The sequence below is a fragment of the Paraburkholderia sp. BR14374 genome, from assembly GCF_040948685.1.
Lineage (GTDB): Bacteria > Pseudomonadota > Gammaproteobacteria > Burkholderiales > Burkholderiaceae > Paraburkholderia > Paraburkholderia youngii.
In genome coordinates this window covers 33999-48874 of record NZ_JBFPKF010000020.1, presented here as the reverse complement: position 1 = coordinate 48874, position 14876 = coordinate 33999, and the positions used below count along the sequence as shown (strand labels likewise).

14 protein-coding genes and 1 pseudogene are annotated in these 14876 nt (G+C 60.3%); 6 read left to right on the top strand and 9 right to left on the bottom strand.

From position 1 onward, the window contains the following. The first annotated feature begins 238 nt into the window (after positions 1-238). The 3 genes from AB3X86_RS31395 to AB3X86_RS31385 all read left to right on the top strand — a co-directional run bounded on the left by AB3X86_RS31395 (position 239) and on the right by AB3X86_RS31385 (position 3756). Positions 239-1072, top strand: a complete 834-nt coding sequence (locus AB3X86_RS31395) for a DUF932 domain-containing protein (protein ID WP_176370064.1) — start codon at positions 239-241, stop codon at positions 1070-1072. A gap of 121 nt (positions 1073-1193) precedes the next feature. Beyond that, positions 1194-3434, top strand: a complete 2241-nt coding sequence (locus tag AB3X86_RS31390; RefSeq protein WP_368598953.1) for a ParB N-terminal domain-containing protein — start codon at positions 1194-1196, stop codon at positions 3432-3434. Between the two features lie 121 nt (positions 3435-3555). Continuing rightward, the gene (locus AB3X86_RS31385) at positions 3556-3756 is read left to right on the top strand and encodes a hypothetical protein (protein WP_368598952.1); all 201 of its coding nucleotides are present in this window, start codon (positions 3556-3558) and stop codon (positions 3754-3756) included. Here AB3X86_RS31385 and AB3X86_RS31380 read toward each other — a convergent pair. Genes AB3X86_RS31380 through AB3X86_RS31370 form a run of 3 tightly spaced genes read right to left on the bottom strand, consistent with a single transcriptional unit; the run spans position 3714 to position 5589 of the window. Beyond that, entirely contained in the window at positions 3714-4430 is a 717-nt protein-coding gene (locus AB3X86_RS31380; RefSeq protein WP_368598951.1) for a hypothetical protein, read from the bottom strand. The two genes, AB3X86_RS31385 and AB3X86_RS31380, sit on opposite strands and share 43 nt — an antisense overlap. Further along, a complete protein-coding gene (locus AB3X86_RS31375; protein WP_368598950.1) occupies positions 4423-5115 on the bottom strand; it encodes a protein mobD in 693 nt (230 codons plus the stop codon). Before AB3X86_RS31375 ends, AB3X86_RS31380 begins: the two co-directional genes overlap by 8 nt. A gap of 9 nt (positions 5116-5124) precedes the next feature. After that, positions 5125-5589, bottom strand: coding sequence for a hypothetical protein (locus AB3X86_RS31370; protein WP_368598949.1), 465 nt, complete (start codon positions 5587-5589; stop codon positions 5125-5127). A 944-nt stretch (positions 5590-6533) separates the two neighbouring features. Here AB3X86_RS31370 and AB3X86_RS31365 point away from each other — a divergent pair. After that, positions 6534-6959 (top strand): transposase, encoded by a 426-nt coding sequence (locus AB3X86_RS31365; protein WP_368598948.1) that lies wholly within the window; start codon positions 6534-6536, stop codon positions 6957-6959. Further along, on the top strand, positions 6956-7300 hold the full coding sequence (tnpB, locus tag AB3X86_RS31360) for an IS66 family insertion sequence element accessory protein TnpB (RefSeq protein ID WP_368598947.1): 345 nt from the start codon (positions 6956-6958) through the stop codon (positions 7298-7300). The genes AB3X86_RS31365 and tnpB overlap by 4 nt, the downstream gene beginning before the upstream one ends. Before the next feature lie 330 nt (positions 7301-7630). On the opposite strand, the pseudogene AB3X86_RS31355 reads toward tnpB, so the two are convergent. The 5 genes and pseudogenes from AB3X86_RS31355 to AB3X86_RS31335 all read right to left on the bottom strand — a co-directional run. Continuing rightward, positions 7631-8115: pseudogene (locus tag AB3X86_RS31355) on the bottom strand (transposase); the annotation flags it as partial. A gap of 360 nt (positions 8116-8475) precedes the next feature. After that, positions 8476-8934 (bottom strand): universal stress protein, encoded by a 459-nt coding sequence (locus AB3X86_RS31350; protein WP_368598946.1) that lies wholly within the window; start codon positions 8932-8934, stop codon positions 8476-8478. A 1237-nt stretch (positions 8935-10171) separates the two neighbouring features. After that, positions 10172-11146, bottom strand: coding sequence for a LysR family transcriptional regulator (locus tag AB3X86_RS31345; RefSeq protein WP_368598945.1), 975 nt, complete (start codon positions 11144-11146; stop codon positions 10172-10174). A gap of 198 nt (positions 11147-11344) precedes the next feature. Next, on the bottom strand, positions 11345-11767 hold the full coding sequence (locus AB3X86_RS31340; protein WP_368598944.1) for a response regulator: 423 nt from the start codon (positions 11765-11767) through the stop codon (positions 11345-11347). Positions 11768-11896: 129 nt separating this feature from the next. After that, a complete protein-coding gene (locus tag AB3X86_RS31335) occupies positions 11897-12553 on the bottom strand; it encodes a response regulator transcription factor (RefSeq protein WP_368598943.1) in 657 nt (218 codons plus the stop codon). Positions 12554-12886: 333 nt separating this feature from the next. Between AB3X86_RS31335 and AB3X86_RS31330 the strand changes: the two genes are divergently transcribed. Further along, positions 12887-13900, top strand: coding sequence for a GlxA family transcriptional regulator (locus AB3X86_RS31330; RefSeq protein WP_368598942.1), 1014 nt, complete (start codon positions 12887-12889; stop codon positions 13898-13900). Between the two features lie 80 nt (positions 13901-13980). Here AB3X86_RS31330 and AB3X86_RS31325 read toward each other — a convergent pair whose 3' ends face one another. Continuing rightward, on the bottom strand, positions 13981-14622 hold the full coding sequence (locus AB3X86_RS31325) for a DsbA family protein (protein ID WP_368598941.1): 642 nt from the start codon (positions 14620-14622) through the stop codon (positions 13981-13983). Between the last annotated feature and the right edge of the window lie 254 nt (positions 14623-14876).

Here is a 14876-nt window from a genome sequence, read left to right as displayed (position 1 = left end):
GACAGTAGCCGATAGCGGGCGCGCATCAAGGGGCGAGGGACCGTGTTGCCCGCACCCCTCCCCCGCCTTTTTCCTTGACGCCCGCCCGCTATCGGCTCCTCCAGTCGCACGGGCGGGAACCCGGGAGCCAGGCGGTAGCAACGCCAACCCCGAGTTCCACCGGGAAGTGTCCAACCGCAATGCCAAGGCACCTCCCCCCGCCCGGTTCAGGTCCTCAACCTTGACTGTGGAGATTGCCATGCAACTCGCTTCCTCTTTCCATTACGGGTCCCCGATGCTGCGCGCTGACTCGCCGCTTTCGGACGACCAGATTCGCCACGTTGCCCCTTCCATCTTCGCGGACGGCAAACACGAAAGCCGTTCCGAACGCTACACCTACATTCCCACCATCGACGTCCTGCGCGGTCTGCGCAACGAAGGGTTTCAGCCGTTCATGATCTGCCAGACCCGTGTTCGCGATCAGGGCAAGCGCGAGTTCACCAAACACATGCTCCGGCTTCGCCACGCCGACCAGATCACCGGCGAGGAAGCCGACGAAATCGTGCTGCTGAACTCGCACGACGGCACCAGCAGTTACCAGATGCTGGCAGGCACATTCCGGTTTGTCTGCCAGAACGGCATGGTCGCGGGCGAGAACATCGCCGATATCCGCGTGCCACACAAGGGCAACGTCATCCAGAACGTAATCAATGGCGCTTTCGACGTGCTCGACGGCTTCGACCTGATCCGCGAGCAGAAGGACAGCATGCGCGCCGTCGATCTGAGCCGCGACGAGCAGCATGCATTCGCCCGTTCCGCCCTTGCGCTGCGCTACGACCCGACCGACGCCGAGGCACTACCCCCCGTCACCGAAAGCCAGCTACTGGTACCGCGCCGTTTCGAGGATCGCCGCGACGACCTGTGGACCGTATTCAACCGCGTGCAGGAAAACCTCACGAAGGGCGGGCTGCATGGACGCTCGCGCAGCGGACGCGCCATGTCGACTCGCCCTATCACCGGCATCGACCAGAACGTGAAGCTCAACCGCGCGCTATGGATGCTCGCTGACGCCATGCGCCAGATGAAAGCATAAGCGCCTCAGGGACGGCAACGTCCCCCCGCCTCGTTCCATCAGGCTCCTAGCCAGGTTACGTCCTGATGGAATCCGGCAGGACCCGTCCCGGAACCTTCTTTTTAATTTTCTGGAGTCAGTCATGCAATCTCAAGTCGAAACCCCTGCGGCAACCACTGACGAAACCGTTTCGCCGCTCGAAACCAACTTCGGCAACGAACAGCTGGTCGCCACCGTGGCGTATTCCAGCCTGCGGCCCTCGCCGCTCAACGCCCGCACGAAACCGCTCTCGAACATTCCGGCGCTTGCCGCGAGCATTCGGGCAAAGGGTCTGCTGCAAAACCTCGTCGTCCATGAGATGAAGGGATCGCGGGGCAAACAGCGCCGGTATGGTGTCTGCGCGGGCCAGCGTCGCAAAGCCGCGCTCGACCTGCTTTACGAGCAGAACCATATCGCGGCGGACTATCCGGTACCGGTGCGGATCGTCAGCGAAGGCGAAGCCCTCGCCATTTCGCTGATCGAGAACAGCGAACGCGAAGGACTCGACCCGTTCGACGTGCTGCGCGCGTACCGGATGCTCGCTGAGGAAGGCCGCAGTGTCGATTACATCGCGGCGCTGTTCTCTGCCTCGCCACTCACGGTCAGGCGTCGCATGAGGCTCGCCAACGTGTCGCCCAAACTGCTCACGCTGCTGCGCGACGACGCAATCACGCTTGATCAGTTTGCTGCGCTCGCCCTCGCAGACGATCACGAAACGCAGGAAAAAATATGGTTCGACGCAAACGAGTGGCAACGTCAGCCGAACTACCCGCGGCAGTCGATCACGCGCGCCGAGATCGACGCGAGCCGTAGCCGTCTCGTACGCTTTGTTGGCCTCGCCGCCTATGAAGCAGCGGGCGGCTACGTGCGTCGCGACCTGTTCAGCGACGACGAGAACGCCGGTTATATCGCCGATGCGGAACTGCTGCAGAAGCTCGTCGCGCAAAAGCTCGACGCTGCTGCAGCCGAAGTCCAGGCCGAGGGATGGGGCTGGACGGAAACGCGAGTCGAACGCGATTTTGCCGAACTGAACCGTCACGGCAGGCTGCGCCCGGTGCGGCGCCAATACACCGACGACGAACAGCGCGAAATGGACGCCTTCACCGCGCAGCAGGACGAACTGGCTGAAAAAATCGAAGCACTGTCGGAGGGCGACGAAGATGCCTACGGGGAAGCCGACCGGCTCAACGACGAAATGGAGCAGGTCAATGCCGCGATCATCGCACTCGAAAGCCGCACGCTCGTATGGGACGCGCAGCAGATGGCCGAAGCGGGTGCATTAGTGATCGTCGGGCCGCAGGGCGAACTCGTCATCGAACGCGGCCTCGTGCGACGCGAGAATAGCGCCGCGCTCGACGCGGCAGGCGCGACCGTCACTGGCACCGCCACAGCCGAAGGCCCGGATACCGTATGCGCGAAGGCTCCGAAGATAAAACCCGTCCACAGCGCGAAACTCTGCCAGCGGCTCACGGCACACCGCACCGCTGCCGTCCACGCGGAACTGGTCGCGCGGCCCACCATAGCGCTCGCCGCCCTGCTGCACCACCTGGTCCCGAAGGCGCTGCCCGAGCACTACGGGCACGCGTCCTCACGCAGCTATTTCGCACTGTCCGGCGAGAACAACCACGACAGTCTGCTGCGCGCTGCCGACGACCTGTCCGCCAGCCCCGCATGGAATGCCATCGAAACGCAGCGGGCGCGCTGGATTGCGGAACTGCCCGCAAAGCGGGGTGACCTTCTGCCGTGGCTGATTGCACAGGATCCCGGCACGACGCTGCTCGACCTGCTCGCATTCTGCACCGGCACGCTGCTCGACGGAATCGTGGCCGAGGAAAAGCCGCTTGCGATCAACACCCTCGCAAGTGCGCTGAACATCGACATGACCCGGTACTGGTCAGCGACGCGTGCGACGTATTTCGATCATGTCAGCAAGGCGCGTATCGCGGAAGTCGTGTCCGCCGCCGTGTCACCCAAGGCCGCAATCGACCTCGAAAAAATGAAGAAAGCAGACGCGGCAGCGGCAGCGGAGCTTCGGCTCGCAAAGGCAGCATGGCTCCCGGAAATCCTCACCGATCGTGAATTCCCGGCCATATCGTCATGGGAAAACCGTGACGACGCGGATGGAACCGACAGCGACGACGCGGACACCGGAGACGGCGCGGACGAAACGCCGGAAGGCGAGGCCCCCGGTGCGGTACCGGATGCAAGTAACGGCACAGAACACGTCAACGACACACCCACCGACGCAGGAGCTGCGCCCGCCGCCGGTAGCCCGCTGACGCCGTGGCCCTTCCCGACTTCGGACAGCATGAATGGCACGCAATCCCGCCCGCTCGCGACGTAATGCAACCCCTCGCCCCGGCAGCGAGGCGAAGCAGGCGGCAAGCCCGTATCCGCCGCCTGCCGGACTGAACTGGAGAAATCCATCATGACCAACCGCATCCGCATGGCCGTGCTCGCCACCAATGCCGAAGGCTCTTTACCTGACTGTCGTTGAAGCCACCGATCTGCAATACGACGAAGGCCAGCACTACGACATGGCCCTTGCCCGCGCCGAAGATGAAGGCTACCGGGCACCGATGATTGCCTTCGACCAGAACGACATGGCTGCAAACGTGCTTCGTCACGCCGCTGACTTCATGGAAGGTGACACAAACGACCTGTAATCCGTGCGGGCAGACGGCGAGCCCTCTGCCCGCCCCCAATGGACGCCTGCCCACCATCCGGCCAGCGCACCCGCACCCGCCGCCGCCAGCATCACAATCAGCCCACCAACGACCAGCCCATAGCATGCCCGCACGAGTCGCCGCATGGCGACGTGCCCGAATGACGTGAACGCCGCGTCGATCCGTTTCTGCTGCTCACGTGCGGCGACAGTCGTCGCCCCCACGAGCCGGTTACCAGCAACGCGGGCAATGTGGTTCGCTGCCCGCTGCGTGAGTGTAGCCAGCGCCTCGTCGTTCAGCGCGGCAACCGCAGCCCGATAGCGCGCTTCGTGCTCGGCGGTCATTTGCTCCGCCAGTTCGATCGTGTCCTTGCAGCGCGCGAGCGCGTCACGATGCTGCGTCAGCAACGCATCCGTCGCTGCCCGCGCCTCCGTCCGCACGAGATCCATACTGCCCGCGCCCGCCTGCCGGATACGCTCCGGCATGGCCTCATAGAGCCGCCCGTAATGTTCGAGCATGACCAGCACAGACCACAACGCATCGTTGTCGCGGAGGTTGAGCGCACTCGATACCCGCCGCATTCGCAGCACACTGGCATCGTCAGGCAATTCACCTGTGACGTCGAGAAACAGACAGGCAAGCGTATCCGCCGGCCTGCCCTGCCTGTTATCCATCGACCGTTACCTTCGCGAACATGGCATCGCATAACGAACGCCAACGCAATAGCTCGACCCGTTCACCGAGATGCATCGTCGCCGCCGCCTTGCGGATCGACATGCGCTGACTGCGAAGCTCGTCCGCAACCCGATCCGCTAGATCGGGAAAGTCCAGTGAGTGACCGCGCGATTCGACGGAACGGCGAAGCTGCGATCCCTGATACAGCGTGAACTTGTCCGCCGGACCGAAGTAGCCATTACGCACGACATTCGTTACCGCGTCCGGGAACGTCTCGCTGAAAGCGCTCAGCAGTTCAAGGCTGTCGCGTTGCCGGTTGATCACCCACAGGACAACAAGCCGGCGCCGAAGCTCGCCAAGCGCTGCGGCCAGTGTCGCACCGAACTGCTCAACACCGGTCTGGCTCCGCGCCGCCGTGTTGACAACGATCGCCGCGTCCCGCTGCTCATCGCAGAAATTGACGAGGCCGATCCAGCCGTCTGCATCGTCCAGGTTATAGGCGATGCAACGCATCTCATCCTGGACCGCTTTCATCACGTCCGGGTTGGCGGTATCCGTTTCCACGAGCGCCGCATGAATATCCCGCCGGAGCAGATAATCGGCCAGCGCGAGCGCAACAAAGCTCTTGCCCACGCCGCCCTTGCTACCACCGACGAGATAGATGGGGTAAGTCGTCATGTCCATTTGAATCCTCTAAAGGTTCTCGGTGTCAGGCCTGATTTCGAATGAGAACGCGTCACGCATCACCATGCTTCCCGGCCTGCTACCCATCTTTCCCCCATCCTGCTTCTGATTCTCTCTGGAAGCCTCCGCGCGCGATAAATCGTCCTTGCTTACCCTCTTCGCACCAGGCGATGGCGCGGCATTGCCTCGTGCCGATTCCTTTGCAGCCTGTCGAACTGGCCTGTCTTTCTTCAACGGGTATAGCGCGTACTTGACGGAGCCAACACTAAAATCCACGCCCTTCTTCCTTGCATGTTCAACGATTTCTTCCAGCGTATATCCCTTCTTCCTCACCGCACCGATCACCACACGCATCTCTTTCATCGCATCGGTAATAGAGAGGCGCTGCTCGGCCTCTGGCTTGACCGGCAGTGACTCCAGAGAGCGGACAAGCTCATCCCATTGCGCCCGGGTATAGCTTTTCGCAACTGGCATGGCTCGCTCCGTCGTGCTCTCTTCATCCCATCTTGTTCACTCACGAAGACGCCGTCAACACCTGTTTATTGCCGGATTTTCGCTATCGGGACGTCTTGGAATCAGCCGGATCGCGCTGGAATAAAAGAAATTTTTTGGACGCGTCTGGCAGGAGCAACGGACCGGACCGATGTCCGGAAAGACGTAGGGAAGGGATTCCGGACAAACTTCACGACGGCGCAGGCGCAGAACGATCACAGGAAACGGGCCGAATCATTCTGGCCGTCAGGATTCACACAATGGAACTGCGAGCCGACAGAGTCACGATAGTCTCGCAGACCATATCCCTTACTCTACGAACTCCCGATAGCCCTGCCTGCATACCTTTGGGAAAGACCCGGAAGATTTTAGGAGATCAACAGCGGCCCGAAGCTGAATCGACGTTGCCGATTCAGCGCGTGCGATTACCGACTCAAGCTGCAGCCCTCGCAGACATCTGACCGTCAGGTAGCGGCAGTGGACCGGATCACTACTCAGAAATCGGCCTGCCCGGTTGCGGACTCGTTCAATCGACATCCCGCACCAAGAGATACGGTGTGCGGTCGAGCAAAGGACGACCAGCGGATTCATGAGGTGCATCCCGCGGACGCATCTGGCCACTTTACGGAATTTTCCGGCTGAGCTTCCTGAAAGCGTTTAGCCGGCAGGTTAAAAAACGATATTAAAACGAGGGATGGCAGGATAGGCCATCGCCGGTTTTGGGCGCCCAAGGATCAACGCTGAGTGAAGAACTCGACTAGCCGCCGACGCGATACCCTCTTTCGAAATAAAACCTTGCCAGACACGTCCTGGCCGTGGATGTGAAATAAGCGCTTGACGATGAAAACGCAAACAGCATTCGGAGGAGCACAGTAAGCGGCTCGCGGTGGCCGTTGTAGACGGCCGCAAGTATCGGCATCAAAGTGATGTCCATCATTTTCGAAGTGGTGGACACCATTTTGTCAGAGCCAACACAGAGGCCCGGTAGCCGTAAAGGTCGCCCGAACCATAGTGCCGAATTCCGTCGTCGCCTGGCGATGGCAGCTTGCGAACCGGGGGTGTCAATCTCCAGGTTGGCCCGCAAGAACGGCTTGAACGCGAACCTCGTGTTCACCTGGCGGCGCCGATATCTGGCGGAACAGCAAGCCGAGGCGGTGCAACTCGTTCCAGTGGCAATCGTGAACGAGGTGTCATCGGTCAATGAACCTTCTGCGCTGCCGGAGTCTGAGGTCGTGAGGCCCGCTGCGCCGGCCGGGTCAATCGAGGTTCGGATCGGCCGGGCACTGGTTAAGGTCGACGGTATTGTCGACGCTGAGATGCTTCGGACAGTGTTGGGGAGCTTGCGCTCGTGATTTCTCTGCCAACGGGTACGCGTATCTGGCTTGTTGCGGGCATCACGGCCATGCGCTGCGGCTTCCAGGGCCTGGCTGCCAAGGTGCAAATGGCACTCGAGGAGAATCCGCTGGGCGGCAACCTGTACATTTTTCGCGGGCGCCGCGGCGATCTCGTGAAGCTTCTGTGGGCAACCGACGACGGGCTTTGGCTGATCGCAAAGCGTCTGGAGCGAGGCCGTTTTATCTGGCCACAGGCCGATGGCGGCAAGATCCATCTGACGAGCGCACAGTTGTCGATGTCGCTCGAGGGCATCGACTGGCGACAGCCACGACGCACCGCCGCACTCTCGATGTTGTAAACCGCGAGGAAGGCTCGTAAACTGCGACGCATGCCCGATCAAGCGCCGCTGCCCGATAACGTCGCCGAGCTCCGTGCCATGGTGCTCGCGCAACAGGCATCGCTGCTTGAGCACCAGGCATCGATCGCGAAGATGGTGCAGGAACTCGCCGCGCGAGATGACGAGATCGAACGCCTGAAGGCGCAGATCGACAAGCTCGAGGCGCAGCTGGAGGACCTGACAGGCGGCCGTGGTGCTGCCGAGGCGCGTAACAGCGAGACAGGACACCGAATGCGCCGGCCAGCAAATCGGCTTCGCGAGAGCACGGTATGGCTGTTGATGCGCCAGCACCGCCCACCCTATTCGGGCGAGCTTGGTGGCCATGGCGACGATTACGACGTTCAACGGACGCCGCTGTTTCATCTGCTCCACCCACTGCCCCGGCTCTTTGGTCCGATAGATAATCCTGCGCGTTCCATGAACCAGCAAAGTCCTCAGATATGTGTCACCTCGCCTACTGAGTCCTCACAGCCTGATATTCCGCCCAAGCCAGTCTGGCCCGGCACAAGACCCAGCCATGCAGCAAACTCGCGGCCGGATCTGAGGGCTTCGGCGTGTTCCATCGTTGCCACTGCCGGCGTCGAAGTGAGTAGCCCTACGCAACGAATTGCTGCGATCGCTTTGGCTGAGTGATCGTCCTTCATCCACTCCCGCAACCGGCGCTCGATCTGACCGACCTGCCGGTCGATCGTATCCAGGCCTCTCCACTGCTCTCGCAGCGAGTCGATCAATACCGCGGGAAGACGTCCTGACAACCTTTCCACCTGCCGTATCGCCATGGTTCGTCTGCATGGCACCATCCTTCGTCTGTGCGCGCATCGCTTCGTTCCTCGGAATGGACCCGAGGCTATCGTGCTCCGCCCACGAACCGCGGCGATGTTGGAATCAATTCAACGTAAGATCATGAGGCACACGACGAACTGCGGTGCGGCGGTGTCGGGCCAATTCTGAAAAAGCGTCTATCGCGGCATCTGGCACTTTGCGCCGCTTACAAAAGCATTGACGCGTTGCAGCGCGGGCGGATAGACAGCAGCCAACTAATTTTGCACGTATTTGATTTGGCGAGCAAAGGCAAACCCACGGCTAGCTTGGGTGCGGCTAGCCGGAGAATTGACCGGAAATCAAAGTCACCCCGGTTAGCCTTTGTCCCATGTCTCGATCAGTACCGCACACGGCGACCGATCAATGACCTCCCCGCTCGTCGACGGGTTCGCCCAGCGGCGTAGCCGCGACAAATGGTGATGTCCCATCACAATGACCTCCGCGGTCAGCAGCCGGGCTTGTTCGATGACGACGTCGGCCGGAGAATTTCCCGCGCAGAGGTGCTGTTCCACGGTGAGATTCCGGTCGGCAAGCTGGGCGGCTGCTGCAGTCAGGACGGCTTGTGCGAAAGATGTCTGCGCCCGTGCAGGCGGATAATTCAGGCGATCGGGTGCAGTGCCACTTTCGCTACCGGGAGGCAAAAAGTAGGATGGGTCGACAACGCAAAGAAGGTGTACGGTTGCCCTGCCTGGAGCCGCCACGCGGCTGGCCAGCTCGACGACGCGGACACTCTGGGCTGTGCCGTCCAGCGGAACGAGGAGGATATTGAACATGGCCAGAGATACCCTTTGAAGATACGATTGACATGCTGGGTGCCATCGCCGCCTGGAAGCGTGTCGGGCCAGTAGTTCCTGGCATCCTCAAACTGGTTCGCCAACGGCAGAACTCCTGCAAGATGCCGGTCTTCCTGAGGCGTGCCTCCGCGACAAGCGCGATAACCTGCGGCTGCCGACCAAGCGCGTCATGCGAAGCTTGGAGCAGCATGGAAAGCTCGTTCTCCGGGCCACGAACTCCGTAAAAGGCGTTGTGATACACGGAAGCGCGGTCGCGCCGATACGGCCGATGAACCTTCGCCCGCACGCGTGCCCGTAAGAAGCCCCCCGAAAACCTCGTAAGGGAGACGGTCATTGGGTTCTTCCACAGCATCGACCCATCCTCGTCCACAAGCAAGCCGGCACCAGGAGCGATCGGTTTCGCGGCAGGTCAGTGCAAGCCGTAGGTTTTATGATTCTGCACCGATGCGCTCCGGTGGCTGAATGAAGTTCAGGCTCGGTCGCAACCCGGAGTCATGCGTTCGCCTGGACACGCTGTGCGCGCCAATCCGGCGGTTGACTTCAACCACGAGAAACTATGGTCGCCGCGCCTCGATCAGGGGATTCACACGCTCGGTGAATCGCTCTTTTTTCCCGCTGTGTGTGCTCGATCGCGATCAATCGATGCGCGCGGCGCCAACCCTTAGCAACCTCAACTGCCAAAAAACAGGTCGCAGAAACTCGCCGGACCCACACAGGCATTAGGGTCCTTGGCCGGAGCCGCAGCCCGGCGCCGCGGCGCGCGATTCGTATTCGCCTCGGATGTATTCGCCGCGGACGTACCCGCCTCGGCCGCTTGTTGAACATCCGCATGCGCGGGGGCAAGAGGTTCTGCGTGAACAGCGAAGCTGGCCGACAGCGAACATGCAAAAAGAACAGCAGTAAGCAATTTCATTTCGATCTCTCTAGCAAGGTGATGGAGGGGCGCCTCCCGGGGAAACACCTAGGAAGATTAATCACCTTCAATAGCCAAGAGAATCCCATAGCCTCGGGAATGATCCTTCCATTCCATGGGAGTATCGAGAAGCTGGCTTACGGGACGTCGTCAACGAGTGGTGGTATATATCGCAATGAGGCGTCGCTGCGATACCACCTCCTCAAATACGCCCACACTATTGCGGGCATCTCCTCTCCCAGTTAGGGCTGCGGGCGTCCATTTCGCAAATACGGCGCGAGTGGGCGGGGCATCAACACGCCATCACGAAATCATCTCGAGATCTTTGGTCCGCACGGCCGGTCGCGGCACGCGCATTACATCAATAACTGCCGACCTGGCAGGAGCCCGAAAGAACTCGGTGCAGAAGTCGACGAACATCCTGATCCGTGCCGAGATCAGTTCCCGATGAGCATAGAAAAGGCATATTTCAATGCTGCTTTCCGATGCCGTACATTCCGGCAGGACGTGCACGAGATCTCCCCTATCAATGTCGTCGCGAACCATGGTTTCAGGCAGCGTGGCAATGCCGGTACCTTCGAGCGCTGCCGCGCGAAGCAGCAGCTGGTCACCTTCCATCGACGACATGGGCAAAACGCTCACCTTCCGGACACCCTCATAGAGATCGATGAACTCCGCATTTTTCTTTCTCGTTTTCGAATCGATCAGTAAAAAATGATTGGCGAGCTGCGCTGCGGATTCCGGTGCGCCATATTGCTCGAGATAGGCCGGAGCGGCGACGAGAATGCGAGGCGAGTGCGCTAGCGTCCGGCGAATTACGGTGGACTGCTCGACCAGCTGAGGCGGAAGAATGGCGATATCGAAACGGCCATCGAACAGGTTCGCGGGGTGATCCTGAACGGAAACCATCAGATTCACATGAGGCGCGATGGCTCGATAGCGCCGCACCAACCGTGGGAACACCCCGTTCACCAGCATGGGGTGCACGACAAGGCTCAATTTTCCGCCATTGACCTCGTGCTCCATCGCAATGCGCCGGTTAGCCTCGTCGAGCTCTTCGAGCAAACGGCAACAAATCAGATAGTACGATTGTGCTGCGTCTGTCAAGGAAACGGACCGCGTGGTCCTGAGCAGGACTCTCGTTTGTACGCATTCTTCAAGCCTGGCGATCGCTTTTGAAACAGACCCGGTCGTCACATTCAACGATTCGGCGGCCTTGCTGAAACTCTGATACCTCGCAACAGCGACGAATTCACGCAACATGTAAAGCTGGTCCATCTCGCACCTCGCAAATTTCGCTCTGGTCGACGATTCAAGCGTAATCGCGTAAGCCGCGCGGCGGTATCGTCCAATATGATGTGACGCCTGATGCAGGCGCGTGCGCGTCTAATACATCCGGATGGCCTGAACCAGCGGCCGGCATAGCGGCAGATCCCTCAGGCCAGATAGCGCCCAATTTTGGAGCGTTCGGCCACGTCATCGCGTTAGCAGTTCACTAACCCGTGCGAGAAGTCCCGCGTCATCCACAGGCTTCGAGAAGAAGCCTGCGGCGCCGTTACGTTTTGCGCGCTCCAGCACTTCCGGGGTCGTGTACGCGGTAATGAAAATGACGGGGATAGGACGCTTCCACAGCTTGATCGACTCGAGTAGCGCAAAACCATCCATGCCTGGCATCTGGATATCGGCGACGACGAGTTTCAGTTTGGAGCGGCGCGTATCGCACAGAAGATGATGCGCGGACGCGTAGTCGATGACGTTCCAGTTCGCCGAACGCAGCGAACTGGACAGCGCCATCCTGACGGACTCATCGTCGTCCACCAGGCCGATCATTGCAGACGAAAGCGCTGGTTTTATCTGGGGTCCAGTGGCCATCGAAATGATGCAGAAAGATTGAATCATTCTGCAAAATACAAGCCGGCCGATTGAGCAGCAATCACACCTTCGAATGATTCTTGTGCCAGTCCGTATTAGCCGGGGGAGATCCGCGCGCTGACGCAGGCAGCCATCGCGCAGCGAATGGGCAAATGCTTATCTGGCGCTCTGAGGAGCCTGCACTTGCTGCAACTTCTTGATGAGCTCGGCGACAGAGCGCGCATTGAGCTTGCGCATGGCCTGCGCCCGATGGATCTTGACCGTGACCTCGCTGAGACACAGGCGGTCGGCAATCTGTTTGTTCAACAGACCCTCCGCAACCATTCCGATCAGCTCGCGCTCGCGGGAGGTCAGTGAATCGTAGGCTTGACGAATGCCCGCAACGAGCTTCGCCTGGCGCCGCAGTGCGCCATCGCGCTTGAGCGCTGCAGCGATCGTATCGAGCAGATCCTGGTCCTTGAACGGCTTTGTCATAAAATCGAAAGCACCGGCTTTCATCGCCTTGACGGTCATGCCGATATCGCCGTGTCCCGTCAGAAAGACGATGGGAAATCGAATGCTCTCTTTAAAAGCTTCCTGCTGAAGCGTGAGACCGCTCTCGCCTCGCAATCGAATGTCGAGAATAAGACAGCTCGGCACATCCGGCATTTTTTCGGCGAGAAATTCGTCAGCCGATGCGAACGCTCGAACCTCGATGCCCACCGACCTCAGCAGACTGGTGAGCGCGCCTCGGATAGACTCATCGTCGTCGATCACGTACACGAGCGAGTCCGGTAGTTGTTCACTTCGCGTCCCAACGCTGTCGTGTGTCATCGCTCGATCTTCGAAATGTTCGTGACGGCGCAAAGCTGCCGATGCTCGCCGTATGGTAAGCAATATCGAGACTTATCGCTACCGCTTGCAGACTGTGAGCACTGCTTTCCTTTGAAGCAGGCGCCCCCATAAATCAAACTCGTCAGCCCGGCTCCTTATGGCACACCACGCCTGAGAGCTTCACGGGTCATACCGGCGTATGAGGGACCGCATGCCGGCAAGATACAGCTTCAGCCATTCGGAGAATGGTCAGCGTGGCGCTGCACACCTAACCTATATATTAGGAACGGGTCATCGCGCTGTCGGCATCGTCGGTCAGAGTGGGTGCGCAAAATGAAAGTCGCTCTTGTAGTGCATGATGGTGTTCAGGCGATGGACGTGGCAGGCGTGCTCGACGTGTTCGCCGAAGCGAATCGTTTGCTCAGCGAGTCACGTCGGTATCAGGTGTCCCTCGTCGGAGAGCGCGCAGGCGGGGTGACCTGTTCGAACGCAATGCAACTGTGCGTGCCGTGGGCTTACGTGGACTTTCGCGCAAACCTCGATGTTCTGCTGGTGACAGGCGCCTTTCACCCAACTCACGTCCGGCCGAAGCAGGATTTTCTGGACTGGCTGCGGCGACGCGCACTCGAATCGAAGCGATACGGCTGCGTTTGCAACGGCGCATGGCTGCTGGGGCGCGCAGGTCTGCTCGATGGCAAGGAGATCGTCGCGAATTGGGCCGACGCGAGCCAGATGGCCGGCGAATTCCCGCGCGCCCGGATACGTCCCGACAAGAATCTGATCCGCGACGGACGCCTGATTTCATCTGGCGGCGCGACTGCCGGACTCGACCTTGGCCTCTCTCTCGTCTCGCAAGACTGGGGCCAGACGCTCGCCGAACAGGTGGCAAGGCGTCTTGGCGCCAAACTGCACAGCGAGTCCTGCGAACGCAATCCTTGCATTGCCACGCCAGGCGATGAAAGCACGATTATCAGAAGAGTACAACGCCATATCGACGACCATCTGTCCGATGTGCTTTCGATAGAGCAACTCGCCGGCGCGGTCCATGTAAGCCGGCGCACGCTATCCAGGATTTTCGCGAAGCATCTCCACACGACCCCGAACATCGGCAGTTCCGTTTCGACCGGCTCGCCCAATTCGGCCGGCGATGGCCTGTTTGCAACACCGCAAGATACTCGTCCATCGTCTTGTAGCAGGGCTGGCCATTCACCTCCCCCCGCCACGATCGCGTGCGCATCGAACACCATTCTCAGTGGCTTTACATCCCTCGCCGGATGGCGTCGAAATAGTGCTGGACGAGTTCGACGATTTCGTTGCTATTGTTCGTTGCAGTCCGCTCCTTATTGATTTCCGCCCGGTCCGCAATTCGAAACGGGCTGTGCAATCGCTTGCGCAGCCCGTTTCGAACAACCCAGGATCAAACGCGATCAGGCAACCAGCCGCTCGATCTGGTTGAATCTTTCTTCGAGGGTGTTGACGCTCGCGTAGCCAGAATTCACGGCGTACATCCGACCTTGCTCTTCAAGCAGCAAGGTCGGAAACGACGCGACGCCAAGCGCCCGCGCGCGCGCAAAATCGCGCTGCGTCTCTTCTTTCGCTTCTACCCCTGCCCATGCCAGGTAGAACGAGTCGGCACTCACCTGAACGCCTACGGCCGCCAGCGCCGTCGCTGCGATATCGCTCAACACGCGAGCGTCGGTCGTATCCAACCCCTGCACATAGAAGCCATTCTGAAGCGCGCGAAACACCGAAAGCAATGCATTGCCACTGACGAACCGGCGCGCCGCCACAACGGCACGGCAAACCGGCTCGGTATCGTAGACGAACCCCTCGCGCGCCATGAACGCTTCGCGGTTGAACGGCAAGCCGCTCAGCGCTTCCACGCGTTGCCAGTGCTGCAGCCGGAAACGCTTGCCGGCTGCATCGAGAACATCGGTCGCGCCCGCGCGAATGCCGCCGACCACGATTTCCAGTTTCAGATCCGGCACGCGCGCGACGAGCGCTGAGAGCTCCTTGCCAAAGCCATAGCACCACGAACACATCGGATCGCCGACATAGATCAGTTTCATTCTTGCTCGCCCAAATGAAGAGACAACGCGGGGCCCGCAGGACCCCATGCCCCGCATCGCTCCAAGCCATCGCAATGACTATAGGGTTGCGGTCTGACTCGATAAACGCAGTAGCCAGAACATCTTTTGTTACATGGCGGAAAGACGCAATGCGGCTCACGAGCGAGCCCGCGCGCTTGTACCGGGCTGGAACATGTCCGAAGCCGGTTGATCACCTGCGCGCGTGCCCCCGGACTGGTCGCGGTCCCTCGATG